This is a genomic window from Pseudescherichia vulneris NBRC 102420 (assembly GCF_000759795.1).
In the GTDB taxonomy this organism is placed as follows: domain Bacteria; phylum Pseudomonadota; class Gammaproteobacteria; order Enterobacterales; family Enterobacteriaceae; genus Pseudescherichia; species Pseudescherichia vulneris.
This window is the reverse complement of sequence record NZ_BBMZ01000004.1, coordinates 17,110-42,974: the sequence shown is the minus strand read 5'-3', so window position 1 is coordinate 42,974 and position 25,865 is coordinate 17,110. Positions and strand designations below refer to the sequence as shown.

25 protein-coding genes and 1 riboswitch are annotated in these 25,865 nt (G+C 57.1%); of the genes, 16 read left to right on the top strand and 9 right to left on the bottom strand.

The features are described from left to right. Nucleotides 1-218: 218 nt before the first annotated feature. Both EV102420_RS03460 and rluF read left to right on the top strand, forming a co-directional pair. Nucleotides 219-536 (top strand): helix-turn-helix domain-containing protein, encoded by a 318-nt coding sequence (locus tag EV102420_RS03460; protein WP_042388965.1) that lies wholly within the window; start codon nt 219-221, stop codon nt 534-536. Nucleotides 537-648: 112 nt separating this feature from the next. Next, nucleotides 649-1,518, top strand: a complete 870-nt coding sequence (rluF, locus tag EV102420_RS03455) for a 23S rRNA pseudouridine(2604) synthase RluF (protein WP_042388939.1) — start codon at nt 649-651, stop codon at nt 1,516-1,518. On the opposite strand, the gene EV102420_RS03450 is transcribed toward rluF, so the two are convergent. The 3 genes from EV102420_RS03450 to lysC all read right to left on the bottom strand — a co-directional run bounded on the left by EV102420_RS03450 (nt 1,519) and on the right by lysC (nt 4,275). Next, nucleotides 1,519-1,791 carry a YjbD family protein gene (locus tag EV102420_RS03450; RefSeq protein WP_042388936.1) on the bottom strand — a complete coding sequence of 91 codons (273 nt, stop codon included), beginning with the start codon at nt 1,789-1,791 and terminating at the stop codon, nt 1,519-1,521. A gap of 62 nt (nt 1,792-1,853) precedes the next feature. After that, nucleotides 1,854-2,798: a ketopantoate/pantoate/pantothenate transporter PanS gene (gene panS / locus EV102420_RS03445; RefSeq protein ID WP_042388934.1), complete on the bottom strand. Its 945-nt coding sequence runs from the start codon at nt 2,796-2,798 to the stop codon at nt 1,854-1,856. A 100-nt stretch (nt 2,799-2,898) separates the two neighbouring features. Then, entirely contained in the window at nt 2,899-4,275 is a 1,377-nt protein-coding gene (lysC, locus tag EV102420_RS03440; RefSeq protein WP_042388930.1) for a lysine-sensitive aspartokinase 3, read from the bottom strand. A gap of 90 nt (nt 4,276-4,365) precedes the next feature. Beyond that, nucleotides 4,366-4,560, bottom strand: a riboswitch (Lysine riboswitch). A 268-nt stretch (nt 4,561-4,828) separates the two neighbouring features. On the opposite strand from lysC, the gene pgi reads away from it, so the two are divergent. The 6 genes from pgi to psiE all read left to right on the top strand — a co-directional run bounded on the left by pgi (nt 4,829) and on the right by psiE (nt 11,101). Further along, nucleotides 4,829-6,475, top strand: coding sequence for a glucose-6-phosphate isomerase (gene pgi, locus EV102420_RS03435; RefSeq protein WP_042388928.1), 1,647 nt, complete (start codon nt 4,829-4,831; stop codon nt 6,473-6,475). Nucleotides 6,476-6,806: 331 nt separating this feature from the next. Beyond that, complete coding sequence (gene yjbE / locus EV102420_RS03430; protein WP_042388925.1) at nt 6,807-7,049, top strand: exopolysaccharide production protein YjbE; 243 nt, start codon at nt 6,807-6,809, stop codon at nt 7,047-7,049. 61 nt (nt 7,050-7,110) lie between these two features. Next, on the top strand, nt 7,111-7,749 hold the full coding sequence (locus EV102420_RS03425) for a YjbF family lipoprotein (RefSeq protein ID WP_042388924.1): 639 nt from the start codon (nt 7,111-7,113) through the stop codon (nt 7,747-7,749). Continuing rightward, nucleotides 7,746-8,483, top strand: coding sequence for a capsule biosynthesis GfcC family protein (locus EV102420_RS03420; RefSeq protein ID WP_042388921.1), 738 nt, complete (start codon nt 7,746-7,748; stop codon nt 8,481-8,483). Before EV102420_RS03425 ends, EV102420_RS03420 begins: the two co-directional genes overlap by 4 nt. Further along, nucleotides 8,483-10,579: a YjbH domain-containing protein gene (locus tag EV102420_RS03415; RefSeq protein WP_042388918.1), complete on the top strand. Its 2,097-nt coding sequence runs from the start codon at nt 8,483-8,485 to the stop codon at nt 10,577-10,579. Before EV102420_RS03420 ends, EV102420_RS03415 begins: the two co-directional genes overlap by 1 nt. Nucleotides 10,580-10,690: 111 nt before the next feature. Further along, nucleotides 10,691-11,101: a phosphate-starvation-inducible protein PsiE gene (psiE, locus tag EV102420_RS03410; protein WP_042388915.1), complete on the top strand. Its 411-nt coding sequence runs from the start codon at nt 10,691-10,693 to the stop codon at nt 11,099-11,101. Between the two features lie 98 nt (nt 11,102-11,199). Here psiE and nudI read toward each other — a convergent pair whose 3' ends face one another. The 4 genes from nudI to malE all read right to left on the bottom strand — a co-directional run bounded on the left by nudI (nt 11,200) and on the right by malE (nt 15,535). Further along, entirely contained in the window at nt 11,200-11,625 is a 426-nt protein-coding gene (nudI, locus tag EV102420_RS03405) for a nucleoside triphosphatase NudI (RefSeq protein WP_042388912.1), read from the bottom strand. Nucleotides 11,626-11,819: 194 nt separating this feature from the next. Continuing rightward, on the bottom strand, nt 11,820-12,710 hold the full coding sequence (malG, locus tag EV102420_RS03400) for a maltose ABC transporter permease MalG (protein ID WP_042388909.1): 891 nt from the start codon (nt 12,708-12,710) through the stop codon (nt 11,820-11,822). Between the two features lie 14 nt (nt 12,711-12,724). Continuing rightward, on the bottom strand, nt 12,725-14,269 hold the full coding sequence (malF, locus tag EV102420_RS03395) for a maltose ABC transporter permease MalF (RefSeq protein WP_042388906.1): 1,545 nt from the start codon (nt 14,267-14,269) through the stop codon (nt 12,725-12,727). Between the two features lie 75 nt (nt 14,270-14,344). Beyond that, on the bottom strand, nt 14,345-15,535 hold the full coding sequence (malE, locus tag EV102420_RS03390) for a maltose/maltodextrin ABC transporter substrate-binding protein MalE (protein WP_042388903.1): 1,191 nt from the start codon (nt 15,533-15,535) through the stop codon (nt 14,345-14,347). A 344-nt stretch (nt 15,536-15,879) separates the two neighbouring features. Between malE and malK the strand changes: the two genes are divergently transcribed. From malK to ubiA, 5 genes are all read left to right on the top strand, one after another. Beyond that, entirely contained in the window at nt 15,880-16,989 is a 1,110-nt protein-coding gene (gene malK, locus EV102420_RS03385; RefSeq protein ID WP_042388901.1) for a maltose/maltodextrin ABC transporter ATP-binding protein MalK, read from the top strand. A 48-nt stretch (nt 16,990-17,037) separates the two neighbouring features. After that, nucleotides 17,038-18,348 carry a maltoporin gene (locus EV102420_RS03380; RefSeq protein ID WP_042388897.1) on the top strand — a complete coding sequence of 437 codons (1,311 nt, stop codon included), beginning with the start codon at nt 17,038-17,040 and terminating at the stop codon, nt 18,346-18,348. 126 nt (nt 18,349-18,474) lie between these two features. Beyond that, nucleotides 18,475-19,449, top strand: a complete 975-nt coding sequence (malM, locus tag EV102420_RS03375) for a maltose operon protein MalM (protein WP_042388894.1) — start codon at nt 18,475-18,477, stop codon at nt 19,447-19,449. A 117-nt stretch (nt 19,450-19,566) separates the two neighbouring features. Next, nucleotides 19,567-20,073 (top strand): chorismate lyase, encoded by a 507-nt coding sequence (ubiC, locus tag EV102420_RS03370; RefSeq protein WP_042388891.1) that lies wholly within the window; start codon nt 19,567-19,569, stop codon nt 20,071-20,073. Between the two features lie 2 nt (nt 20,074-20,075). Beyond that, entirely contained in the window at nt 20,076-20,945 is an 870-nt protein-coding gene (gene ubiA, locus EV102420_RS03365; RefSeq protein ID WP_042388888.1) for a 4-hydroxybenzoate octaprenyltransferase, read from the top strand. A gap of 34 nt (nt 20,946-20,979) precedes the next feature. Here the strand turns inward: ubiA and plsB are convergent, their stop codons facing one another. Next, on the bottom strand, nt 20,980-23,403 hold the full coding sequence (plsB, locus tag EV102420_RS03360; protein WP_042388886.1) for a glycerol-3-phosphate 1-O-acyltransferase PlsB: 2,424 nt from the start codon (nt 23,401-23,403) through the stop codon (nt 20,980-20,982). A gap of 129 nt (nt 23,404-23,532) precedes the next feature. Between plsB and EV102420_RS03355 the strand changes: the two genes are divergently transcribed. From EV102420_RS03355 to EV102420_RS03345, 3 genes are all read left to right on the top strand, one after another. Beyond that, on the top strand, nt 23,533-23,901 hold the full coding sequence (locus EV102420_RS03355) for a diacylglycerol kinase (protein WP_042388883.1): 369 nt from the start codon (nt 23,533-23,535) through the stop codon (nt 23,899-23,901). A 108-nt stretch (nt 23,902-24,009) separates the two neighbouring features. Then, a complete protein-coding gene (gene lexA, locus EV102420_RS03350) occupies nt 24,010-24,618 on the top strand; it encodes a transcriptional repressor LexA (RefSeq protein WP_042388880.1) in 609 nt (202 codons plus the stop codon). A gap of 257 nt (nt 24,619-24,875) precedes the next feature. After that, nucleotides 24,876-25,085 carry a CsbD family protein gene (locus tag EV102420_RS03345; RefSeq protein ID WP_042388878.1) on the top strand — a complete coding sequence of 70 codons (210 nt, stop codon included), beginning with the start codon at nt 24,876-24,878 and terminating at the stop codon, nt 25,083-25,085. A 78-nt stretch (nt 25,086-25,163) separates the two neighbouring features. Here EV102420_RS03345 and zur read toward each other — a convergent pair whose 3' ends face one another. Continuing rightward, entirely contained in the window at nt 25,164-25,679 is a 516-nt protein-coding gene (zur, locus tag EV102420_RS03340; protein ID WP_042388877.1) for a zinc uptake transcriptional repressor Zur, read from the bottom strand. Nucleotides 25,680-25,865: the final 186 nt, after the last annotated feature.

The following is a 25,865-nucleotide window of genomic DNA, read 5'->3' as shown; positions in this document are numbered from 1 at the left end:
CCGCCTCGTAGATTTTGCTTTAAGCCCTGCTCTATGCAGGGCTTTTTGTTTATCTTTCCTTTGACACGATGCTTTTTATATCCAAATGGGTATAATCAAGGAGAGGGAATGATAAAACCATTGTATTGGGTTGGTCAGTCGAAGAAGGATCTACTCAGATGCTGCACTCATTTACCAGCGGCTCAAGGCTGCTCAGAATCATGCGCAAGGATCCTAATATGCAAAATGAAATCGAAGCGGGTAGTGGGAACGTCTATGCCGATTTAGGTTACGCTAACGCCGAGGAGATGCAGCTTAAGGCGCAGTTGGCAATGGCGATTCATAACATTCTACAAGAGCGTGGGCTGACTCAGCAGCAGGCAGCCCGTATTTTAGGTATGACCCAGCCTAAACTGTCGAACTTATTGCGTGGTCAATTTCGCGGGATCAGCGAGGCGAAAATGCTCGATTGCCTGACGCGGCTGGGAAGAGATGTCGATATTGTCGTCGGTAAGGCGCAAACCATACCAGGCACGATGAAAGTCGTATTCGGGTAAGGTGTAAATATTTCCGGATGGCGCTGCGCTTATCCGGCCTACAATCAGTACCGATTTCCCTCTGGCACACAAAACGGCACCCAGGGTATATTTCGCCTTTACAGGAGAAACTATGCTGACACCACAATCCACCCGACTAAACAAATACATCAGCGAGAGCGGGATCTGCTCGCGTCGCGAAGCCGATCGCTACATTGAGCAGGGCAACGTCTTTATCAACGGCAAGCGCGCCGGGATAGGGGATCAGGTTGTCGCAGGCGACGTGGTCAAGGTCAACGGTCAACTGATCGAGCCTCGGGAAGAGGACGATCTGGTGTTTATCGCGTTGAACAAGCCGGTGGGAATTGTCAGCACCACGGAAGAGAGTGAGAAAGACAATATCGTCGATTTCGTTAACCACAGCAGCCGCATCTTTCCCATTGGCCGCCTGGATAAAGATTCGCAGGGGCTGATCTTTCTCACCAACCACGGCGATCTGGTAAACAAAATTCTGCGCGCCGGTAACGATCACGAGAAAGAGTATGTGGTCACGGTGAATAAGCCCATCACGGACGAGTTTATCCGTGGCATGGGCGCAGGCGTGCCGATCCTGGGCACCGTCACCAAAAAATGTAAAGTCAAAAAAGAGGCACCCTTCGCCTTCCGCATTACCCTGGTTCAGGGCTTAAACCGGCAGATCCGCCGGATGTGCGAGCACTTTGGCTTTGAAGTGACCAAGCTGGAGCGTACGCGCATTATGAACGTCAGCCTGACCGGGATCCCCGTGGGCGAGTGGCGTGACTTGACCGACGATGAGCTGGTGGAGCTGTTCAAGCTTATCGAAAACTCATCGTCAGAGGCGAAGCCGAAAGCGAAGGCGAAACCGAAAACCCAGGGGGTTAAACGTCCTGTGGTGAACGCCCCGAAATCAGCTGAAAAAGAGCGCAGCAAACCGGCCGGAAAACGGTTCGTGCAGCCGGGGCGTAAAAAGAAAGGGCGCTAATTAGCGCCTTCCACGGGTTGAGGTATTGGCTGACCAGGAGAAGGTCGTTTCTGCGTCGGGTTTGTACGCCTGCTCTTTTTTTAACTTGCGGGCTTTTTTTGCCTCGGTCTCGCGCTGCGCCATCAGCTTATCAATGTACTCTTTCTTGACCTGATTGGTTTCCGCGTTGGTTAGCGTGCGGCCATGGGCGATACGGGCGCGATCCAGCAGGGTTTTCAGCTCCCGCTGCTCGCTCTCCGTCATCTCTTTTTGCGTCAATCTTGGTGTAGCCATCGCTGAAGCCTCCTGTAGAAGAGGCTTCAGTGTAAAGCATGCCCGACTTGGCGCGAAGTGAATTAGCGCTCTTTCACCGCATCGCTTCTTTTGTGCTCATTAAGCGGTTTGCCCGACCAGTAGCCTGCCAGCAGAGAGCCGGAGAGGTTGTGCCAGACCGAGAACAGCGCGCCGGGCAGGGCGGCCAGCGGTGAGAAGTAGATCTTACCCAGCGCTGCGGCCAGGCCGGAGTTCTGCATTCCCACCTCAATTGCCAGCGTCCGGCAGGTGGACTCATCAAAGCCAAACAGCTTCCCACCCCAGTAGCCGCCCAGCAGGCCGATGGTATTGTGCAGAATGATTGCGATAATCACCACAAAGCCAACGGAGGCGATGTGCGATGCAGAGCCTGCAACCACCGCGCTGATGATCGCCAAAATGCAGAGCATCGAAAACGCCGGCAGATACGGCTCCACCGCCTTCACCAGACGCGGTAAGAGGTGATGGACAATCAGCCCCATGCCAATGGGGATCACCACGATTTGCAGAATGCTCAGCAGCATCCCCATCACATCCACCTGAATATGCGCATCCACGTAGAGGCGCGTCAGCAGCGGCGTCGCCACCACGCCCACCAGCGTAGAGACCGATGAGATGGTGACCGACAACGCCACGTCCCCCTTGGCCAGGTAGATCATGACGTTGGAGGCCGTGCCGCTGGCAACACTGCCCACCAGCACCATCCCGGCGGAGAGATCCGGCGGCATCTTAAAGAGCATGGCCAGCAGCCAGGCGGCGAGGGGCATCACCAGATAGTGGAGAAAAATGCCCGCTGCGACCGGAGCTGGGCGCGACAGCACGCGCTTAAAATCCTCTATCTTCAGATGCACGCCCATGCCGAACATAATTAGCATCAGCAGCGTGGTCACCCACGGGCCAATGCCCGTAAACGTGTTAGGGGTGTAGTAAGCGAGAACAGAGAGCAGCAGCGCCCACAGGGGGAACAGCCGGGTGATGGCGGTTAACATAATGAATTCCTTGCAGTATTGTCGTGTCGTTGTGTCATTTAGTTATAAAAAAGCCGGGTTCGAGCCCGGCTATAGGTATTTTTTATCGTGTGCTGAAATTTTATTCAAACAAATTATGATGCAGCTTCTGCACAACCTGCTCGGCTTCCGCGCCAGGCACCAGGAAGCAGAGGTTATGGCTGGATGCCCCGTAGCAAATCATGCGGATGTTAAACGGATCGAGCACGCCAAACACCTCTTTGCCCACGCCGCAGGCTTTTGACAGATCGTTACCAATCAGCGCCACCAGGGCGAGGTTCTCTTCCACTTCTACGCGGCACAGAGACGACAGCTCGGTCAGCAGTCCCTGAGTTAGCAGCGTGTCGCCCGTGGAGGTCGAGCCGGTGGTGTCCAGCGTCAGGGCCACGCTCACTTCCGACGTGGTGATCAGATCGACGGAGATATTGTGGCGTGCCAGCATACCAAATACTTCGGCCAGGAAGCCGCGGGAGTGCAGCATGTTAAGGCTGTGCAGGGTCACCAGGGTCTGCTTACGGCGCAGCGCCAGGGCGCGGAACAGCGGCGGGTTCTTCGTCTCATTGCAGACCAGCGTCCCGCCCGCGTTGGGATCCTTGCTGGAGCCAACAAATACCGGAATATCGCTGCGCACCGCAGGCAGCAGGGTGGCCGGATGCAGCACTTTCGCGCCGAAGGTCGCCATCTCAGCGGCCTCTTCAAAGGCGATTTCGTCGATGCGCTTGGCGGCTGGCACGACGCGCGGATCGGTAGTGTAGATGCCGGGAACGTCGGTCCAGATATCCACTCGGGAAGCATGCAGCGCTTCGCCAAGCAGGGCGGCGGTGTAGTCGCTGCCGCCGCGGCCCAGGGTAGTGGTGCGCCCCTTCGGCTCGCTGCCGATAAAGCCTTGCGTAATCACTAACCCTTCGGCGAGGCGCGGGGCCAGCTGCTGGGCCGCCAGCTCCGCCAGGGCGGTAACGTCCGGCTCGGCGCGGCCAAAGCGATCGCTGGTACGCATCACTTTACGCACGTCAAACCACTGCGCCTGCACGCTACGCTCGCGCAGCACTTCCACAAACAGCAGGGTCGACATCAGCTCGCCATGACTTACCAGCTCATCGGTCAGCGCGGTAGAGGTGGCAAGGGAAGCGGCTTCCGCCAGGGTAGTAATATTTTCCAGCAGGCGTTCGATCTCCTCGCGGATGACGTCAGGGCGCGTCAGGCGATCAAGGATATCGAACTGAATTTTGCGAATGGCGTCGAGCTTCACGAAGCGCTCGCTGGCCTCCAGCCCTTCGGCGAGTGCCACCAGCAGGTTGGTCACCCCCGCAGAAGCAGAGAGCACCACCAGGCGAACGCTGGCGTCGGAGAGCACCACGTCGGCGCTGCGGTTCATGGCATCGAAATCGGCGACGCTGGTCCCGCCAAATTTAGCAACAATAGGCTTAGTAACACCAAGCGGGGAAACTGCGTTGATCATAACAACCTCGTATCAGGTGCAAATAGTCAGCCCTGGAACAAGGAGAGAGCGAAAAACGGGGTAGGCGCAGAGCAATAAACCGCTACGATTACACCCAGAAGCGCTCCACCTTGCGAGACGCACGACTGCGAACGTCTCTGGTGACAGCCCAGGGGATTCAGCCCCTGTAGCCGATGGCAAGCGCGGCCAGACGCTCTACCACCTCGGCGTTGTTCCCCCTCCTGTGCTCTCTGCGGACTGGCTCCTCAAGCACACTACCCTGGACGACGCGCCTCTTCTGGCTATTCCCTATGGGAATACATACTTTGATAACATAAGTAATCCTTTATAAATAAAGGTTTCTAGGGGGCGCTGTCAACGCTACGGTTATGCGGATTTTTCATGTTCAGGGTTATCCCAGGAAAATAACTTATAAACGCTATACTTTGCCCTGTTCCGCTCTCATGAGTGCATGGCGGCCCCCTTCGGGCAAAAGCATAAAAACCGTCACAATTTTCGTCCGCAGGCGCTACAATCGACCGCAGTTAGGATCCTAAATCAGAAGAGTATTGCTATGAAAAACATCAACCCAACGCAGACTTCTGCCTGGCAGGCACTACAGAAACACTTCGATGAAATGAAAGAGGTCACTATCGCCGAGCTGTTCGCCAGCGATAGCGACCGCTTCAGCAAATTCTCCGCGACTTTCAACGATCAGATGCTGGTGGACTTCTCTAAAAACCGCATCACCGAAGAGACGCTGGCAAAGCTGCTGGCCTTAGCCAAAGAGACCGAGCTGGCCGACGCGATCAAATCCATGTTCTCCGGCGAGAAGATCAACCGCACCGAAGATCGTGCGGTGCTGCACGTTGCGCTGCGTAACCGCAGCAACACGCCGATTATTGTCGACGGTAAAGACGTGATGCCGGAAGTCAACGCCGTGCTGGAGAAGATGAAAACCTTTTCAGAGGCCATCATCTCCGGCCAGTGGAAAGGCTATACCGGGAAACCGATCACCGACGTGGTGAACATCGGTATCGGTGGCTCCGACCTCGGCCCGTTCATGGTGACCGAAGCGCTGCGCCCGTACAAAAACCACCTGAACATGCACTTTGTCTCCAACGTCGACGGGACGCACATTGCCGAAGTGCTGAAGAAGGTCAATCCTGAATCTACGCTCTTCCTGGTGGCGTCCAAAACCTTCACCACGCAAGAGACCATGACCAACGCCCATAGCGCGCGCGACTGGTTCCTGAAGACGGCCGGTGACCAGCAGCACGTGGCGAAACACTTTGCTGCGCTCTCTACCAATGCGAAAGCGGTGGGTGAGTTTGGTATCGATACCGCCAACATGTTTGAGTTCTGGGACTGGGTAGGCGGACGCTACTCCCTGTGGTCGGCGATTGGTCTGTCGATCATTCTCTCCGTTGGTTACGACAACTTTGTTGAGCTGCTCTCCGGTGCGCACGCCATGGACCAGCACTTCGCCACTACCCCGGCGGAGAAAAACCTGCCGGTGCTGCTGGCGCTGATCGGTATCTGGTACAACAACTTCTTCGGCGCGGAGACGGAAGCGATCCTGCCTTACGACCAGTATATGCACCGCTTCGCAGCCTACTTCCAGCAGGGCAACATGGAGTCTAACGGTAAGTACGTTGACCGTAACGGCAACGCCGTGGACTACCAGACCGGCCCAATCATCTGGGGTGAGCCTGGCACCAACGGCCAGCATGCCTTCTACCAGCTGATCCACCAGGGCACCAAGATGGTACCGTGCGACTTTATCGCCCCGGCCATCACCCATAACGCCCTGTCGGATCATCACCAGAAGCTGCTCTCTAACTTCTTTGCACAGACTGAAGCGCTGGCGTTCGGTAAATCCCGCGATGTGGTTGAGCAGGAGTATCGTGACCAGGGTAAAGATCCGGCCACGCTGGAACACGTTGTGCCGTTCAAGGTGTTTGAAGGCAACCGCCCGACTAACTCCATCCTGCTGCGTGAGATCACCCCGTTCAGCCTCGGGGCGCTGATTGCGCTCTATGAGCACAAAATCTTCACCCAGGGCGCTATCCTCAACATCTTCACCTTCGACCAGTGGGGCGTAGAGCTGGGTAAACAGCTGGCAAACCGTATTCTGCCGGAGCTGGGCGACAACAGCGATATCAGCAGCCACGATAGCTCGACCAACGGTTTAATTAACCGCTATAAATCCTGGCGTTAATATTACTTAAGTCGTAATAAATAAAAGTGTCGGCATAACGCCGGCATTTTTTATGCGCGTGAGTTTATTCTGAAAATCCACAGCGGTAGGTTATTACTTCATCAAATTTTTAGGAGTAAACGGATATTGCAGTTTTGGTTAACTATTTTAACTGACTGAATTTTATAGTCATATAATAATTATATGTCTTAGCAAAATTCCGGGTTCCATTAATCCTAAAACCCGCCTTGTAATTCTCAGTGACGCCAATCACGCGTATCGGTTGTGTATACTCGACTGCGCCTGACTCCGTTCAGGTAAATATCCATTCATTCAATGAAGGGAAATTGATATGCATAAAGTCCTGTATGGCATTTTTGCCATCTCCGCGCTTGCCGCGACCTCTGCTTATGCCGCTCCGGTACAAGTAGGTGACGCAGCAGGGTCGGCGGCAACGTCGGTTTCGGCGGGAAGCTCCTCCGCAACCAGCGTTAGCACCGTCAGCTCAGCGGTAGGCGTCGCCCTCGCGGCGACCGGTGGCGGCGACGGTTCTAATACCGGAACCACCACCACCACAACGACCAGCACTCAGTAATCATCAGTGCTTTAACTCTAACCACACTTCGGTGTGGTTATTTTGCCCCTGGAGAATTGTCGTGAAGCGACCGGGAATTATTCTGCTTTGTCTGCTGCTGCAGGCGTGCTCCGGCACGACCAAAGGGCTGGGCGGTGCGCTGTGGGGCAGCGTATTTGGCACCCCCGGCGTGCATCTTACCGATGAAGATATTCAGGATATGCCCTATGCCAGCCAGTATATGCAGCTAAACGGCGGTCCTCAGCTGTTTGTGGTGCTCGCTTTTTCTGAAAACGGTCAGCAGAAGTGGGCGACTCAGGACCAGTCGATTCTGGTGACCCAGCATGGTCGCCTCGTTAAAACCCAGCTGCCCGGCGATAACCTGCTTGAGGTGAACAACCTGGCGGCGGACCCGCTGATCAAACCGAACCGCATTACCGATGGCGCAGACTGGACGCGCACCCTGGGCTGGACCGAGCATGGCCAGGTGCGCTACGCCACGGCCCGCTCGCAGTTCCGCTGGGCCGGGCAGGATACGGTGACGGTGGGCAGCGATGTTACCGTGGTACGCGTGCTGGAAGAGCACGTGGAGACAGAGCAAAAATCCTGGACCAACCGCTTCTGGATAGACAGCGAGGGACAGATCCGGCGGTCGCTACAGTACCTTGGCGCAGACTGGTTCCCGGTTGAGACCACGCTCATCAAGGCGGCAAAACAATGAAGCTAACCGCAATCGCCTCGCTTATTTTTAGCCTTGCTTCCTCTGTTGCCTTCGCAGCCGGCACCGTTAAGGTTTACACCCCCGGGAGCGCGGAGCCTAAGACGCTCACCGATGCCGCGCATCTTATCGATTTAGTGGGTCAGCCTCGGCTGGCCAACAGCTGGTGGCCGGGCGCGGTCATTAGCGAGCAGCACGCCACCCAGCGTGAAACGCAGCGGCATAAAGCGCTGCTGGCGCGTCTGGCCGCCCTCGCGGCAGATGAAGAGGGAGAGGATGCCGCCGCAATTAACGCCCTTCGTCAGCAGCTGCAGGGCATCAAGGTTACGGGACGCCAGCTGGTGCCCCTCGATCCGGATCGGGTCCGGGTTCAGCCCGGCGCGAACCCGCCGCTGGAGGGCGAGTATACCCTGTGGATCGGCGCACAGCCTTCTACAGTCACCGTGCTGGGACTGGTGAGTAGCCCTGGCAAAAAGCCGTTTACGCCGGGACGCGACGTGGCGGGGTATCTCGATGAGATGGGCCTGCTGAGCGGGGCCGATCGCAATACGGCGTGGGTGATCTATCCCGATGGCCGCACTCAGAGCGTGCCGGTGGCCTACTGGAACAAACGCCATGTGGAACCCATGCCGGGCAGCACGATTTTTGTTGGCTTTGCTGAAAGCGTCTGGACGAAAAGCCGGGACGGCATTAACGCCGATATTCTCACCTCCCTGACGCATCGGATACCGGATTAATGAAGAAAATTTCTCTTTACAGCCTGCTGGCGCTCAGCGTCAGCGCCGCCTGCCATGCGGAAACGTATCCAGCGCCGTCAGGGCCTACCCAGACCGACTTCGGCGGCGTGGGGCTGCTGCAAACGCCCACCGCCCGGATGGCGCGTGAGGGTGAGATCAGCCTTAACTATCGCGATAACGATCAGTACCGCTACTACTCCGGTTCGATTCAGCTCTTTCCGTGGCTAGAGACGACCCTGCGCTACACTGACGTGCGTACCCGGCAGTACAGCAGCGTGGACGCCTTCTCCGGCGATCAAACCTATAAAGACAAAGCGTTCGATCTCAAGCTGCGCCTATGGGAAGAGGGGTACTGGCTGCCGCAGGTGGCGGTAGGCGCACGGGATATCGGCGGGACCGGGCTGTTCGATGCTGAGTATCTGGTGGCGAGCAAGGCATGGGGGCCGTTTGATTTCACCCTCGGGCTGGGTTGGGGCTACCTTGGCACGGCGGGCAATATCAAAAACCCGCTCTGCTCCTACGATGAGAAGTACTGTTACCGCGATAACAGCTACAACCAGGCGGGCTCCATTGACGGTAGCCAGATGTTCCACGGCCCGGCATCGCTGTTTGGCGGCGTGGAGTACCAGACGCCATGGCAGCCGCTGCGCCTGAAGCTGGAGTATGAAGGCAATAACTATCAGCAGGATTTTGCCGGTCGTCTGCCGCAGCGCAGCAAAGTTAACGTTGGGGCGACCTATCGCGTGGCGGACTGGGCCGACGTCAACCTGAGCTACGAGCGCGGCAACACGGTGATGTTTGGCTTTACCCTGCACTCTAACTTCAACGATCTGCGTCCCTCTTACAATGATAACGCCCGCCCGCAGTATGAGCCGCAGCCGCAGGACGCCATTATGCAGCACGCGGTGGTGGCGAATCAGCTCACGCAGCTGAAGTACAACGCCGGGCTGGCGGATCCGAAAATTCAGGTGAAAGGCGACACGCTCTACGTGACCGGCGAACAGGTGAAATACCGCAATACTGAGGAAGGTATTGAGCGGGCGAACCGGATCATCGCCAACGATCTGCCGGACGGCGTAAAAACCATCCGCGTGACCGAGAACCGCCTCAACCTGCCGCAGGTGACTACCGAGACCGACGTGGCAAGTCTGCAACGCCATCTGGCCGGAGAGCCGCTGGGACATGAGACGACCCTGGTGCAGAAACGCGTTGAGCCAGAGGTGCCTGAAAGCACCGAGCAGGGCTGGTATATGGAGAAGTCCCGCTTCGATTTCCATATCGATCCGGTGCTGAACCAGTCCGTAGGCGGCCCGGAAAGCTTCTATATGTACCAGCTAGGGGTGATGGCAACCGCCGATCTCTGGCTGACCGACCACCTGCTGACCACCGGCAGCCTGTTTGGCAACATTGCCAACAACTACGACAAATTCAACTACACCGATCCGCCGGACGACTCCCATCTGCCTCGCGTGCGTACCCACGTGCGTGACTACGTAGCGAATGACTACTACGTTAACAACCTTCAGGCCAACTACTTCCAGTATCTTGGCAACGGCTTCTATGGTCAGGTGTACGGCGGCTATCTGGAGACGATGTACGGTGGAGCCGGGGCCGAGGTGCTCTGGCGACCGGTGGACAGCAACTGGGCCTTCGGGATTGATGCTAACTACGTCAAGCAGCGTGACTGGCGTAGCCCGAAGGAGATGATGAAGTTCACCGACTACAGCGCGAAGACGGGACACCTGACCGCCTACTGGACGCCTTCCTTTGCTCAGGACGTGCTGATTAAAGCCAGCGTCGGGCAGTATCTGGCGGGGGATAAGGGCGGCACGCTGGAGGTGTCGAAACACTTCGACAGCGGCGTCGTCGTAGGCACCTATGCCACGCTGACCAACGTGTCACCGGACGAGTACGGAGAAGGGGATTTCACCAAGGGGGTCTACGTATCGATTCCACTGGATCTCTTTGCCTCTGGCCCGACCCGCAGCCGGGCGGCTATCGGCTGGACGCCGCTTACCCGCGACGGCGGTCAGCAGCTTGGACGTAAGTTCCAGCTGTATGACATGACCAGCGATCGGAGCGTCAACTTCCGCTAACGCTGAGCCGGGCGGCGCAACGCTGCCCGGCCATACCATAAGTAAAGAATCTAGATCTGGATCACACTTCTGCGCTATACATAGAGCTCGCCACTGAGAATGAGGTGCCGTATGACATCGCTTATTCGTCCACGCGTTGAGTTCATCTCCACCATCCTACAGACCGTGCTGAATCTTGGGCTGCTGAGCCTTGGCCTGATCCTGGTGGTCTTTCTCGGTAAAGAGACGGTGCACCTTGCGGACGTGCTCTTTGCGCCGGAGCAGACCAGCAAATATGAGCTGGTTGAGGGGCTGGTGGTCTACTTTCTCTACTTCGAATTTATCGCCCTGATTGTTAAGTATTTTCAGTCTGGTTTTCACTTCCCGCTACGCTACTTTGTCTATATCGGCATCACCGCCATCGTGCGGCTGATCATCGTCGACCACAAGTCGCCGATGGACGTGCTGATCTACTCCGGCGCTATCCTGCTGCTGGTCATTACCCTCTGGCTCTGCAACTCGAAACGGCTGAAGCGGGAGTAAAATGCCGGGCGGCACTGCGTTTGCCCGGCCTACGTCGCGCGCGGTGTGGTTTGTAGGCCCGCGTAAGCGAAGCGCCACCGGGCAAGATGTCTACGTGATTACAGAATTCCCTTCTGTTTAAATGTCATGCGGGTGGCTTCGTTTAGATCGAGCTGCCCTATGTCGTTGGGACTCACCCATTTAACCTCCTGAAACTCGTCGTTAAACGTGACCTGGCGATTGGCGCTAATACAGTCAAAGATGAGATAGAGCATATAGATCTTCTCTTTACGCCCGTCAGGATACGTTTTCACACGAATGTCGTCTCTGAACGTCCAGGGGGCGATCTCCGTTATCCGAAGTTCCTCACCAAGCTCTTCGCGGATTTCGCGGCGGAGGGCCTCTTCGATCGTCTCTCCAGGCTCCATTCCTCCACCAGATAGCGCCCATTGGCCGGGAAACACACCGCGGTCATCAGCCATTTTACATAGTAGATAGTCGCCATTATTTTTAATGATTGGACAGACTATGATCCTTTGGCGCATGTGCCCTCCTGATTTCATGGATTTTTTAAGTAATTCCAAAAGCGCAGCTGTGAGCAGATTAAACGCTTACTCTTTTCATGGGAATAGAGTTGGGCAAAAAAATGGCGCTCCTAAGAGCGCCAATAACAGTCACAAGTCAAAGTACAAATGGATAGATCAACGTTGAGGATAACAGTGGCATTACATGATGAAATCTAGCCTTTCACCCCGCCTGCCGTCAGGCCGTTAACCAGCCAGCGCTGGGCCAGCAGGAAGACAAGGGTAATCGGAATAGCAGAGAGCACCGCCGCCGCGGCAAAATCGCCCCACAGGTAGTTTTGCGGGTTGAGATACTGCTGCATCCCTACCGCCAGGGTATAGCTGTCGACGTCGCGCAGCAGCAGCGAGGCGACCGGGACTTCAGTGATGGCGGCGATAAACGACAGAATAAACACCACCGCCAGAATCGGCACCGAAAGCGGCAGCAGGACCAGACGGAATGCCTGCCACGGCGTCGCCCCATCCAGCGATGCCGCTTCTTCCAGCGAATTGTCGATGGTTTCAAAGTAGCCCTTGATCGTCCAGACATGCAGAGCGATGCCGCCCAGATAGGCGAAGATCACTCCACCGTGCGTATTCAGGCCGATGAAGGGTACGTACTGACCGAGGCGGTCGAACAGGGCATAGAGCGCCACCAGAGAGAGCACCGCCGGGAACATCTGGAAAATCAGCATCCCTTTCAGCAGCGCCGACTTACCGGTAAAGCGCATGCGGGCAAAGGCGTAGGCGCAGGTGGTGGAGAGCACCACGATGCCCACCGCCGTAATACCGGCGATTTTCACCGAGTTCCACAGCCACAGCAGCACCGGGAACGGCGGCGGAGTAACGCGCCCGTCCGCATGTTCAACGCTGAAGCCCAGCGCCAGACGCCAGTGCTCCCACGAGATCTGATCCGGGATCAGGCTGCCGGTAGCGAAGTTACCGGGACGCAGCGAGATGGCAATGACCATCAGTAGCGGGAACATGATCGCCGCGATAAAAATCAGCAGCCCCAGATGCGTAAGGAAAAGGCGTAGCTTTTGCGATTTGGGTTGAACCATAGCCATTGTCTGTCTCTCCCTTAATCAAATTTCATGCGCGTGGCTTTCAAATTCACAATCGCCAGGACGCCAACCAGCAGGAAGATCAGCGTGGCAATCGCCGCGGCGAGACCGAAATCCTGACCGCCGCCGCCTTCAAAGGCGATGCGGTAGGTGTAGCTCACGAGCAGGTCGGTATAGCCTGCGGGCGTGGTGGTGCCCAGGCGATCCGGGCCGCCGTTGGTCAGGAGCTGGATCAGCACGAAGTTATTAAAGTTAAACGCAAAGCTGGCGATCATCAGCGGCGTGAGCGGCACGACCAGCAGCGGCAGGGTGATGCGGAAGAAGTTCTGCATCGGACCTGCGCCATCCATTGATGAAGCCTCATAGAGATCGTCAGGGATTGCTTTTAGCAGGCCCATGCAGAGGATCATCATGTAGGGATAGCCGAGCCAGGTGTTAACGATGACTACCATCGCACGGGCGGTGGTGGGATCGCTAAACCAGGCGGGCTTGGCACCGAACAGCGCCCCCAGCATCATGTTGATTTCACCGAAGCTCTGGTTAAACAGCCCCTTGAAAATCAGGATCGAGATAAAGGACGGTACGGCATAGGGCAGGATGAGCAGCACCCGGTAGATAGCCTTACCGCGCAGGGCTTCCCACTGCACAAGACACGCCAGCACCATGCCGACCGCCACGGTCAGCACTACCGTCAGCAGTGAGAAGACCACGGTCCAGACGAAGATCGCCAGGAACGGCTTCTGAATGCCTTCGTCGGTGAAGACGCGCATAAAGTTGTCCCAGCCGATGGTCACGGTATAGCCTGGGCTGAGGCGCTCGCTGCCCCAGCCGCCGTCGGCGTTGACGGCCTGATAGAAACCGACCTCGTTATTAGGACGGTATTTAACGCCGCTCTGGTTGTTGGTGAGCGTGCCGTCGTCGGCAAGGGTATAGAGCGGGCGCGTGCCGGAGAACTGGCGCAGGGAGCTCATCACCACGTGGCTCTCATCCGGCAGCACGGCGGTCAGCTGCGTCAGCGCCTGGCGCTGCTGGGTAATTACGCGCAGGTTGGCGCGTTCGCCCGCAGGCAGAGCCGCTGCCTCTTTCAGGGACAGGGTCTGCTCGCCGCCGGGGGTAAAGGGTTCCGAAACGTAGTGCTTATCGCTCTCGCCGTCGGTCAGCACCAGCTGCCATTTATTCTCTGCCGGATAGAGGCCAAAGTTAAAGGTCTTACCCGCCTGATAGACGCGATCCATCAGCACGTCGCGAACGCGCTCCTGCGCCAGCTGGTTGGTGCTGCTGTAGTTAGTGAAGGCGATAGCGATGGTGCAGATCAGCGGAAAGAGAACAAACAGGCCCATCCCGGCGAGACCGGGGTAGACATAGCGCCAGGCGTAGGCTTTACGATTGGCAAAAATATAGAGGCCAACCGAGCTTAAGATCAGCGTCGTGATGGCAAACAGGTACTCTCCCTGGGCGTACATCAAAACCACAAGATAGCCCACCAGCAGCCCCAGCAGGGCGATCGCTGACCACTTCAGCGCGTTGCTTTGCCACCAGGCACTCTTTTTAACGACATCCATGAGACACTTCCTCAACAACCGTGGAAAACATTGTCAGTTGTAGGGCGGGTAGCGATTTGCCACCCGCCATTTTTATTACTTGGTAACACGACCCTGCGCATCTTTCAGCGCGGCATCCACGGTCTGGCGACCGCTAGCGGCGTTGATCACTGCCGTACGCACCGCGTACCAGAAGGCAGCCATCTGCGGAACGTTAGGCATGATTTCGCCCTTCTCGGCGTTGCCCATGGTGGCGGCAATGCGTGGATCCTTCGCTAAGGTCTCCTGGAAGGATTTCAGCGCCACGGCACCCAGCGGCTTATCTTTGTTAACCGCGTCCAGGCCCTGGTCGGTCAGCAGGTAGTTTTCAATGAACTCCTTCGCCAGCTCTTTGTTCGGGCTGGCGGCGTTGATGCCCGCGCTCAGCACACCAACGAACGGTTTCGACGGCTTGCCTTTAAAGGTCGGCAGCAGCGTTACGCCGTAGTTCACCTTGCTCTTGTCGATGTTTGACCACGCCCACGGACCGTTGATGGTCATCGCGGTTTCGCCTTTATTAAAGGCCGCTTCGGCGATGGAGTAGTCGGTGTCCGCGTTCATGTGCTTGTTCTTGATCAGATCAACCAGGAAGCCCAGGCCCGCTTTAGCACCGGCGTTGTCCACGCCCACGTCTTTCACGTCATACTTGCCGTCGGCAAATTTAAACGCGTAACCACCGTCGGCAGCGATCAGCGGCCAGGTGAAGTACGGCTCCTGCAGGTTGAACATCAGCGCGCTCTTGCCTTTCGCCTTCAGCTCTTTATCCAGGGCCGGGATCTCTTCCCAGGTTTTTGGCGGGTTCGGCACCAGGTCTTTGTTATAGATCAGCGACAGGGCTTCAACGGAGATCGGATAGGCGATCAGCTTGCCGTTATAGCGCACTGCGTCCCAGGTGAACGGGAACAGCTTGTCCTGGAAGGCTTTGTCGGGGGTGATTTCCGCCAGCAGGCCAGACTGGGCATAGCCACCAAAACGGTCATGCGCCCAAAGGATAATGTCCGGGCCGTCACCGGTCGCTGCCACCTGCGGGTATTTCTCTTCCAGCTTGTCCGGATGCTCAACGGTGACCTTAATCCCGGTATCCTTCTCGAATTTCTGGCCGACTTCCGCGAGGCCGTTATAGCCTTTGTCGCCGTTGATCCAGATCACCAGCTTGCCTTCTTCAATTTTGGCAAGGGCCGAGGCGGAAAACATCATCGTCGTCAGCGCGGAGAGCGCAAGGATGCGAGCGCCAGTTTTCATGTTCATAAATCCCGTCCTTTAGGTAGCGATAAATTGACGCCTCTCAGTCTCCCGGTTTGACAAGCGCTTCTCATCCTCCCCCGACCTACGCCCTGCCGCCGCGATGTGTGATCGTTGTTACATAAAACAGAGTTATGCGTACCGGCGCACACAAAAGCGCCGCAATTTTTGCTGGCGGCATCACGAAAATTGCCCGCAGCCCGCGACCGCGGTGGCAGAGACGTGCCGCTCATCCTCCCGTCTCCTCCCCCATAAAAAACCGGGGGGTGGAGGATTCGCCTGACTTACACATGACGCATAGTCACTGCAACTGAATGTTTCAGGGTTGTAACGAAGGAAGGGAGAAGGGCATGGCGAGCGTGCAGCTGAGGAATGTGACGAAGGCCTGGGGTGACGTAGTGGTGTCAAAAGACATCAACCTCGACATCCAGGAGGGGGAGTTCGTGGTGTTTGTCGGACCGTCAGGCTGCGGAAAATCGACCCTGCTGCGCATGATTGCCGGGCTGGAGACCATTACCAGCGGCGACTTAATGATTGGCGACACGCGAATGAACGAGATCCCGCCTGCGGATCGCGGCGTTGGCATGGTGTTCCAGTCCTATGCGCTCTATCCCCACCTCTCGGTGGCAGAGAATATGTCGTTCGGCCTGAAACTGGCCGGCGCAAAGAAAGAGGTGATTAACCAGCGCGTCAACCAGGTTGCCGAGGTGTTACAGCTGGGCCATCTGCTGGATCGCAAGCCGAAAGCGCTCTCTGGCGGTCAGCGCCAGCGCGTCGCCATTGGCCGTACGCTGGTGGCGGAGCCGCGCGTGTTCCTGCTCGATGAGCCGCTCTCGAACCTTGATGCGGCGCTGCGCGTGCAGATGCGAATTGAGATCTCCCGCCTGCACAAGCGCCTCGGGCGCACGATGATCTACGTGACCCACGATCAGGTCGAGGCGATGACCCTGGCGGACAAGATTGTGGTGCTGGACGCCGGACGCGTGGCGCAGATTGGCAAGCCGCTGGAGCTTTATCACTACCCGGCAGACCGTTTCGTGGCGGGCTTTATCGGCTCGCCCAAGATGAACTTCCTGCCGGTCAAGGTGACCGCTACCGCCATTGAGCAGGTGCAGGTAGAGCTGCCGAACCGCCAGCAGATCTGGCTGCCGGTAGACAGCGCTCACGTTCAGGTGGGCGCAAATATGTCTCTTGGGATCCGTCCCGAGCATCTGCTGCCCAGCGACATCGCCGATGTCACGCTGGAGGGGCAGGTACAGGTTGTTGAGCAGTTAGGTCACGAAACGCAAATTCATATCCAGATCCCCGCCATCCGTCAAAACCTGGTTTACCGCCAGGGGGACGTGGTGTTGGTAGAAGAGGGTGCCACATTCGCTATCGGCTTGCCGCCGGAGCGCTGCCATCTGTTCCGTGAGGACGGCAGCGCCTGTCGGAGATTGCATCAGGAGCCTGGCGTTTAAGCATTCCCATTACAAAGAAAAGCAAGCAAAGCTTCAGGAGATAGAACGATGATTACTCTGCGCAAACTCCCTCTGGCCGTCGCCATAGCAGCAGGCGTGATGGCTGCCCAGGCGGGTGCTGTTGATTTCAAAGGCTACGCACGTTCCGGCATCGGCTGGACCGGCAGCGGCGGCCCGCAAGAGTGTTTCCAGGCAACCGGGGCTCAAAGTAAATACCGTCTTGGTAACGAATGCGAAACCTATGCTGAAATAAAACTGGGCCAGGAAGTGTGGAAAGAGGGCGATAAGAGCTTCTACTTCGACACGAACGTAGCCTACTCCGTTTCCCAGCAGAACGACTGGGAAGCCACCAGCCCGGCCTTCCGTGAAGCCAACGTTCAGGGTAAAAACCTGATCGAAGCGCTGCCAGGCTCTACCATCTGGGCAGGTAAACGCTTCTACCAGCGTCATGACGTCCACATGATCGACTTCTACTACTGGGATATCTCCGGCCCAGGCGCAGGTATCGAAAACATCGATCTCGGCTTCGGTAAGCTCTCTCTGGCGGGCACCCGTTCGTCTGAGTCCGGCGGCTCCTCAACCTTCGCCGATCGCGATCCGATTACCGGCGATCGTACCTATGACAATATCGTGCCGAACGACGTCTTTGACGTGCGTTTAGCGGGTATGGAAGTGAACCCAGGCGGTACCCTGGAGCTTGGCGTTGACTACGGTCACACCAACCTGCCGGATAACTACTACCTGCAGCCAAACGCAAGTAAAGATGGCTGGCTGTTCACCGGTGAGCACGTACAGACCATCGGCACCGGCTTCAACAAGTTCATCGTGCAGTACGCTACCGACTCCATGACCTCTAACGGTAAAGGCATTCCGCAGGGCGCCCAGCTTAACAACGACGGCCACCTGCTGCGCTTTATCGACCACGGCTCCATCTCTATGGGCGACCGCTGGGACATGATGTACGTCGGTATGTACCAGGATATCGATCTGCATAACGGCAACGGCACCCGCTGGTGGACCGTGGGCGTGCGTCCGATGTTCAAATGGACGCCGATCATGAGCACCCTGCTGGAAGTTGGCTATGACAACGTGAAGTCCCAGCGCACCGACTCCACCAACGACCAGGTCAAAGTGACCCTGGCCCAGCAGTGGCAGGCAGGCGACAGCATCTGGTCTCGTCCGGCGCTGCGCGTTTTCGCAACCTACGCCAAGTGGGATGAGTCCTTCGGCTTCGCTAACAACAACGCTGGCACAGGTTACACCACCGGTTACGCTTACCAGGATACCTCTGCCCGTACCTTCAGCCGCGGCGATGATGACGAGTGGACCTTCGGTGCCCAGATGGAAATCTGGTGGTAAGACAGCATTGATGTCATGCAGTACTCAGGAGGGGCTTCGGCCCCTCTTAACTCAGTAAAGATCCAACTCTGACGCGGCGCGCTATTGCCTGGCTACCGTCCCGTCATCTCTACAGAGGTCACCATAATGAAAATGAAAAAAACGCTTCTCGCGCTCTGCCTCGGTGCAGGGCTGCTCGCCTGCGTGCCCGCAGTGAGCTTCGCCGACGTGAATCTGGTTCCGCAGGATACGTCAGCCGCACCGGCCATCCCGACAGGGACGCTCCAGCAGCTCGCCTGGACGCCGGTCGCCAATTCACAAACCCAGACCACCAACCTGGCAACGGCAGGCCAAACCCTGAACGTGTCTGGCATTACTGGTAAAGTGGCCGCCTACAGCGTACCGGCTAATATCGGTGAGTTAACCATTACCCTGACCAGCGTCGCGGATAAGCAAAAATCGATCTTTGCCCCTAACGTGCTGGTGCTCGATCAAAACCTGACCCCTGCCGCGTGGTTCCCGAGCAGCTACTTTACCTATCAGGAGCCGGGCGTGATGTCTGCCGACCGTCTTGAGGGGATCATCAAGCTGACGCCGGCGCTGGGCCAGCAAAAAATCTACCTGCTGGTCTTTACCACCCCGGAAGATTTGCAGCGCACCACCACCATGATCAACCCGGCGAAGGCCTACGCCAAAGGCGTGGGTAACGCAGTACCGGATATTCCGGATCCGCAGGCGCGCCATACGCCGGACGGTACGGTAAAACTCAAAGTCAGCACGAACTCTGCCTCCAGCATCCTGGTTGGCCCGATCTTTGGCTCCTCCGGCCACGCTGCCGTAACCGTTGGCAATACCGCCGCACCGGCCACCGCCTACAGCGCTCCGGCCGCCGCACCTGCGCCTGCTCCGGCTGCAGCACCTGCTCAAGCCCCGGCTCCGGCCCCGGCAGCGAAGCGTGAACCGGTACTGAACGATACGGAAAACTACTTCAACCAAGGTATTAAGCAGGCGGTCGCCAGCGGCAATATCGATAAGGCACTGAAACTATTGAATGAGGCTGAGAGCCTGGGCTCTACCTCCGCCCGCGCTACGTTTATCAGCAGTGTAAAAGGCAAGGGGTGATCGTCTCCCCACAATGCTGATTTTGTCCGTTTGGTGCACCTTCACCGGTGCACCCTTTTTCCCGATCTGCCTGTTCTGCGATACACTGTTGCTACGTTATGTACCGGAGAGTAAGGCATGCCACACCCTGCGCTAACGCAGCTGCGCGCACTGCGCTATTTTGACGACATCCCCGCCCTTGAACCGCACCAGCTTGACTGGCTGCTGCTGGAAGACTCAATGACCAAGCGTTTTGAGCAGCAGGGTTGCCAGGTGAGTGTTACGCTCATAAGAGAGGCGTTCGTCACCGCCGATGAGGTGCCGGAAGAGCGCCCGCTGTTGCCCGAAGCATCACGCTACTGGCTGCGGGAGATCCTGCTCTGTGCCGACGGCGAGCCGTGGCTGGCCGGGCGTACGGTGGTGCCGGAGTCAACCCTGTCCGGTCCAGAGCTGGCGCTACAACGGTTAGGCAATACGCCGCTGGGACGCTATCTCTTTACCTCATCAACCCTGACCCGTGATTTTATTGAAATAGGCCGTCACGCCGATCTCTGGGGACGCCGCTCCCGGCTACGCCTCGGCGGCAAGCCGCTGCTGCTGACGGAGCTATTTTTACCTGCATCGCCGCTGTATCGAGAGGAGTAGAAATGGAGTGGAGTCTTACGCAGGGTAAGCTGCTGGCTTATCACCGCTTAATGCGCACGGACAAGCCAATTGGCGCGCTGCTGTTGCTGTGGCCCACCCTGTGGGCGCTGTGGGTGGCGACGCCGGGCGTACCGCCGCTGGGGATCCTTGTGGTGTTTATCGCCGGGGTCTGGCTGATGCGCGCCGCTGGCTGCGTGGTGAACGACTACGCCGACCGCAAGTTTGACGGCCACGTGAAGCGCACCGCCAACCGACCGCTGCCGAGCGGCGCGGTGAGCGAAAAAGAGGCGCGTAACCTGTTTATCGTGCTGGTGCTGCTCGCGTTTATGCTGGTGCTGACCCTCAACCTGATGACCATCCTGCTGTCGATAGCGGCGCTGGCGCTGGCCTGGACCTACCCCTTCATGAAGCGCTATACCCACCTGCCGCAGGTGGTGCTAGGGGCCGCTTTTGGCTGGTCGATTCCCATGGCCTTTGCCGCCGTGAGCGAGTCGGTTCCCCTGAGTTGCTGGCTGATGTTCTTCGCCAACATCCTGTGGGCGGTGGCCTACGATACGCTCTATGCGATGGTGGATCGGGACGACGACGTTAAGATCGGCATTAAATCGACGGCTATTCTCTTTGGTCGTCACGATAAGCTGATCGTCGGCATTTTGCAGGTGCTGGTGCTGGTGCTGATGGCGGCGGTGGGCTGGCTGAACGGTCTGGGCTGGGCCTTCTATGCCTCGATTGCGGTAGCAGGGGCGCTGTTTATCTGGCAGCAGAAGATGATTGTGCATCGCGATCGCGACGCCTGTTTTAAAGCCTTCCTGAACAATAACTACGTGGGCCTGGCGCTGTTTGTCGGGCTGGCGGTGAGTTACCTGCCCTAAAAAAGAGGCCCGGCAAGCGTGCCGGGCCTCACTATTACGCTTCCGCCTGCGTCGCGCTCTCGATGGTCAATCGCACGTCAGGCGTCACCAGATCCGCCAGCAGGAGATAGACCTGCATAGTTTTAGCCGGATCGGCATCGCCCGTATCGCTGATGTAGCCTTCGTCACGCAACGTCAGTACCAGGGTACTAAACACCGCCTTATCGAAGAACTCCGGCGCGTTGATCCCGTGCAGCACCGACAGGCGCTGGGCCAGGGTGCGGCTCTCTTTCTCCAGCGTGCCACGGTTAATGGCCGGGTTAGCGCTCAGCAGCCAGAAGGTAATGGCGTAGCGCTGCAGGGTCTCGCGTGCGCCAGCCGCCAGCAGCTGTAGGGTGCGTGAGCGCTGCGGGTTGAGATACAGACGGTCGTCTTTATCCACCAGCAAGCCCTGGCGCACCATCTCGGCGATCAGTGCGTTCAACACCTCCGGCAGATCGCTGTTATCCCAGCGCAGGAACAGCTCCGCTTTCAGCATCGGATAGAGCACGTCAACGTGGCGCAGCAGCTCTTCGCGCGAGATCTGGCGATGCTGGGTCACGATGGCCGCCATCAGGGAGGGCAGCACCAGCATATGCGCGATGTTGTTGCGGTAGTAGGTCATCAGCACCGCCTGCTCGCGCGGCAGAATGATGATGTCGCCGATGGTGTCTTTCTCTACCTCGAACTTGTTCATCTGCAGCGCGTGGGCAATCAGCTCGCTGGCGCTTGCCGCCGGGGCGGTAGCGTCAGGCGAGTAGGGCACGTTGCGCAGCAGGTAGAGATAGCAGTCCAGCTGCTCGGTCAGCTGCTCGCGGGTCAGCGAGCGCTGCCTTGAGGCCAGCAGCGCGGTACAGCAAAGGTTCATGGCGTTTGCCGCGCCCGCGTTGTTAATGCGCACCATCAGATCGGCGGCGATGGTATTAACGGTCGGCGTCAGCCAGGCCGGGCGTATCGCCTCAATCGGATCGATCGACTCGCGCCACTCCGGCACGTGCTGATTGAGATAATTCATCAGCGGCAGCGGCTCGCCAAAGTTAACGTAGCCCTGGCCAAGGTTGCGCAGCTTGCTCAAGCCGCGCAGCATCTGAAAGACGTTCTCTTTCTCTTTAGTCGCCCCGCGCAGCTCTTTGGCGTAGGTGCCCACCTCCATCACGTGCTCGTAGCCGATATAGATCGGCACCAGGGTGATAGGGCGCGTGCCGCCGCGTAGCATGGCTTGCAGGGTCATCGACAGGGTGCCGGTTTTCGGATCCAGCAGACGGCCCGTACGTGAGCGTCCACCCTCGACGAAATACTCCACCGAGTAGCCGCGGCTAAACAGCTCGCCCAGGTACTCACGGAACACCGTTGAGTAGAGCTTGTTGCCCTTGAAGGTACGGCGAATAAAGAACGCCCCGAGACGGCGGAAAACCGGCCCGGCAGGCCAGAAGTTGAGGTTAATCCCGGCGGCGATATGCGGCGGTACCAGCCCCTGATGATAGAGCACGTAGGAGAGCAGCATGTAGTCCATGTGGCTACGGTGGCAGGGCACGTAGACAATTTCATGACCGTCGTGCGCCAGCTGGCGGACCCGCTCGGCGTTATGCACGTTGATGCCCTGATAGAGCCGGTTCCAGGTAAAGCCGAGGATACGGTCACTCAGGCGGATCATCTCATAGGAGAAGTTAGCGGCAATCTCTTCCATCAGGGCGATGGCGTTCTGCTGTGCTTTCTCATGAGAGATTTTTTTGCTGCGTGCTTCGTCTTCTACCGCGCGGGCAATTGCTTTAGATGCCAGCAGCTTATTGAAGAGATCCTGGCGTGCCGGCAGACGCGGGCCCACGGCGGCAAGCCGCTGACGGGCAAAATGCATGCGCGCTACGCGGGCCAGCTTCTGGGCGATGATTTTGTCCGTGCCATGCTCGGTGGCCATCCGGCGCAGGGAGACCGGCGGAGAGAAGCGCACAAAGCTATCGCGGCCCAGCCAGGAGACGGCAAAGAACTTCTGGATGCCGTTCAGCATGCGCAGCGGCGGGTTAACTTCGCCTTTTTCGCGCCCCGGTGAGCGGCCAAACATCACCGATACCGGCACCATCTGTACATCCAGATCCGGGTGGTTACGGTGGAGATCCAGATAGTCATGGAACAGCTTAACGGAGTCTTCTTTCGGCGTGTACCAGCTAAAAACACGCGGGCCGCTATGGATAAAGATGTAGCGCGGCAGCAGCGCGCCGTCGATCTCCAGCGGCTCCAGCGGGTCGGGCAGCTCATGTGCCAGACACTGAGCACGCAACGTCAGTAAGTCTGCCTTCGAGTTATAAGGCAAAACGTACATAATAGGGCGTGAGGTATCGAGTCCAGGTTCCTGGGCAGGTTCTGCCGGAATCGACTTGCTTTTTACCAACACGCTTAATGGTAAATTCAGTAATTTGTAGTAAATTCGTGGCCAGCCGGACATAAACAATGTGAAGCCTCTGGTTAATAATGCCATTGCGCCGCAAGAATATCAGAAAGCGCGCAGAATATCTTTTGTACCTCGGTACGCTCGCATAGACATTGACGATAATTACGTAAAAAGGTTCTTTTGATGGCCAATAATACCACTGGTTTAACCCGAATCATTAAAGCCGCAGGGTACTCATGGAAGGGCGTTCGTGCGGCATGGCTTAACGAAGCCGCCTTCCGCCAGGAGTCCGTCGCGGTGATCCTCGCCATTGTTATCGCCTGCTGGCTCGACGTAGACGCCATTACCCGCGTGCTGCTCATTGGGTCCGTTGTGCTGGTAATGATAGTGGAGATCCTGAACAGCGCGATCGAAGCGGTTGTCGACCGTATTGGCACTGATTTTCATGAGCTTTCCGGACGGGCCAAAGACATGGGCTCGGCGGCGGTGCTGATGTCTATTCTGCTTGCGCTGGCAACCTGGGGCATGCTGCTCTGGTCGCATTACCGCTAAGGCGCGCAAAATCGGGCTTCCGCGGCGAATTTGCTCAAAATTTGGTTTCAAAAACGGTTTTTGCTGTATATACTCACAGCATAACTGTATATACACCCAGGGGGCGGGATGAAAGCGTTAACAGCCAGGCAGCAAGAGGTGTTTGATCTCATTCGCGATCACATCAGCCAGACCGGCATGCCGCCGACGCGTGCTGAAATTGCGCAGCGTTTGGGATTCCGTTCGCCAAACGCGGCGGAAGAACACCTGAAAGCGCTGGCGCGTAAAGGTGTTCTTGAGATTGTGTCCGGCGCATCGCGCGGGATCCGACTGCTGCAGGAAGAGGAAGAGGGGCTGCCGCTGATTGGCCGCGTCGCTGCCGGTGAGCCGCTGCTGGCGCAGCAGCATATTGAAGGCCATTACCAGGTCGATCCATCTCTGTTTAAGCCCAGCGCTGATTTCCTGCTGCGGGTTAGCGGGATGTCGATGAAAGATATCGGCATCATGGATGGCGATCTGCTGGCAGTGCATAAAACGCAGGAAGCGCGTAACGGCCAGGTGATCGTGGCGCGTATCGATGATGAAGTCACGGTAAAGCGGCTGAAAAAGCAGGGCAATACCGTACAGCTGCTGCCTGAAAACAGCGACTTCGATCCTATCGTCGTTGACCTGCGTCAGCAGAACTTCAGCATTGAAGGGCTGGCGGTCGGCGTGATTCGTAACGGCGAATGGCTCTGATATCACTATAAGTGACTGTGGCAGTTGGTTTTATTCTGTCACAGCGCTTAATCTATTTTTTGCTCCCGCGTTTCATACCTCTTTTTCTAGCCTCGTCTTCCTGTCGTTTGTACGTCTCTGAATGGTTAAATATTCCGAATAAATCCCACCTTAGAAAATCCCTAGCTACAATTATTATCACGTTCAGCAGATAACGAACGTAACGAAGGACCAACGAATATTGCTATTCAACACCGAACGATGATGAGGATACCATTATGAATAAAGACGAAGTCGGCGGTAACTGGAAACAGTTCAAAGGTAAAGCGAAAGAGCAATGGGGCAAATTAACGGACGATGACATGACCGTTATTGAAGGTAAACGCGACCAGCTGGTCGGTAAAATTCAAGAACGCTACGGTTATCAGAAAGACCAGGCCGAGAAAGAAGTTGGCGAATGGGAAACCCGTAACGAGTATCGCTGGTAATCTCTTAGATTAACAGCCCGGATGCCCTGCCCGACGGTACAAGGATGTACCGACCTATCTCCTGTCTCTATCCCTAAATTAACGCGGTTTTTTCTTCACTAAAATGCTGTGATCGTGCTGGCATTCGCCCTGATGACGGCAGGCTTCTACTTCCGAACACGCTGCACAAAGCCCGTGCGCCTCAATGACATTATGCCGTAGCGCAAAGCCCATCTTTGCTGCCAGCGCGTGCATGATATCTTCTACGCCCTCAGCCGCTTCCTCTTTCACCACGCCACAGCGATCGCAAATGAACATTGCCGACGTATGCGTAGGCTGATCGAAGAGATGACACAACACGTAGCTGTTTGTCGACTCAACCTTATGCACAAATCCCTGTTCCAGCAGGAAGTCGAGGGCGCGGTAAACCGTCGGCGGCTTGGCCTGTGGTTCAGATACGCGCAAAAGATCGAGTAAGTCATAGGCGCTGATCGCACCCGGTTGCAGGCTCATCAGGCGCAACACTTCAAGGCGCTGCGGGGTCAGGCGCACGTTGCGCTGCGCGCACAGCGTTTCAGCATGTGCCAGCATCTGCTGCGAAGTGGTCTTATCCATGGGGCATCCTCGGGTGACGTAATGTAATAACGTTGAAACCACTACTTTACCATATCCAGCGTCAAACGCCGAGATCGGCTGTTCTTCCCCGCAAGGCCAATCTTGTCCCTGGCATTTTCCTGAAATTTTCACCGCTCGAAGCAGAAAAACTTCCCGAATCGAATTTCCTCCTCTATAAGTAAAGAG

Coding starts and splice junctions, on each gene's coding strand:
- EV102420_RS03380 (WP_042388897.1), top strand. CDS start 17,038: ATGATTACTCTGCGCAAACTCCCTCTGGCCGTCGCCATAGCAGCAGGC.
- nudI (WP_042388912.1), bottom strand. CDS start 11,625: ATGCGCCAAAGGATCATAGTCTGTCCAATCATTAAAAATAATGGCGAC.
- ubiA (WP_042388888.1), top strand. CDS start 20,076: ATGGAGTGGAGTCTTACGCAGGGTAAGCTGCTGGCTTATCACCGCTTA.
- psiE (WP_042388915.1), top strand. CDS start 10,691: ATGACATCGCTTATTCGTCCACGCGTTGAGTTCATCTCCACCATCCTA.
- malE (WP_042388903.1), bottom strand. CDS start 15,535: ATGAACATGAAAACTGGCGCTCGCATCCTTGCGCTCTCCGCGCTGACG.
- EV102420_RS03355 (WP_042388883.1), top strand. CDS start 23,533: ATGGCCAATAATACCACTGGTTTAACCCGAATCATTAAAGCCGCAGGG.
- EV102420_RS03420 (WP_042388921.1), top strand. CDS start 7,746: ATGAAGCTAACCGCAATCGCCTCGCTTATTTTTAGCCTTGCTTCCTCT.
- zur (WP_042388877.1), bottom strand. CDS start 25,679: ATGGATAAGACCACTTCGCAGCAGATGCTGGCACATGCTGAAACGCTG.
- rluF (WP_042388939.1), top strand. CDS start 649: ATGCTGACACCACAATCCACCCGACTAAACAAATACATCAGCGAGAGC.
- pgi (WP_042388928.1), top strand. CDS start 4,829: ATGAAAAACATCAACCCAACGCAGACTTCTGCCTGGCAGGCACTACAG.
- panS (WP_042388934.1), bottom strand. CDS start 2,798: ATGTTAACCGCCATCACCCGGCTGTTCCCCCTGTGGGCGCTGCTGCTC.
- ubiC (WP_042388891.1), top strand. CDS start 19,567: ATGCCACACCCTGCGCTAACGCAGCTGCGCGCACTGCGCTATTTTGAC.
- yjbE (WP_042388925.1), top strand. CDS start 6,807: ATGCATAAAGTCCTGTATGGCATTTTTGCCATCTCCGCGCTTGCCGCG.
- plsB (WP_042388886.1), bottom strand. CDS start 23,403: ATGTCCGGCTGGCCACGAATTTACTACAAATTACTGAATTTACCATTA.
- lexA (WP_042388880.1), top strand. CDS start 24,010: ATGAAAGCGTTAACAGCCAGGCAGCAAGAGGTGTTTGATCTCATTCGC.
- malF (WP_042388906.1), bottom strand. CDS start 14,269: ATGGATGTCGTTAAAAAGAGTGCCTGGTGGCAAAGCAACGCGCTGAAG.
- malM (WP_042388894.1), top strand. CDS start 18,475: ATGAAAATGAAAAAAACGCTTCTCGCGCTCTGCCTCGGTGCAGGGCTG.
- malG (WP_042388909.1), bottom strand. CDS start 12,710: ATGGCTATGGTTCAACCCAAATCGCAAAAGCTACGCCTTTTCCTTACG.
- lysC (WP_042388930.1), bottom strand. CDS start 4,275: ATGATCAACGCAGTTTCCCCGCTTGGTGTTACTAAGCCTATTGTTGCT.
- EV102420_RS03460 (WP_042388965.1), top strand. CDS start 219: ATGCAAAATGAAATCGAAGCGGGTAGTGGGAACGTCTATGCCGATTTA.
- EV102420_RS03415 (WP_042388918.1), top strand. CDS start 8,483: ATGAAGAAAATTTCTCTTTACAGCCTGCTGGCGCTCAGCGTCAGCGCC.
- malK (WP_042388901.1), top strand. CDS start 15,880: ATGGCGAGCGTGCAGCTGAGGAATGTGACGAAGGCCTGGGGTGACGTA.
- EV102420_RS03345 (WP_042388878.1), top strand. CDS start 24,876: ATGAATAAAGACGAAGTCGGCGGTAACTGGAAACAGTTCAAAGGTAAA.
- EV102420_RS03450 (WP_042388936.1), bottom strand. CDS start 1,791: ATGGCTACACCAAGATTGACGCAAAAAGAGATGACGGAGAGCGAGCAG.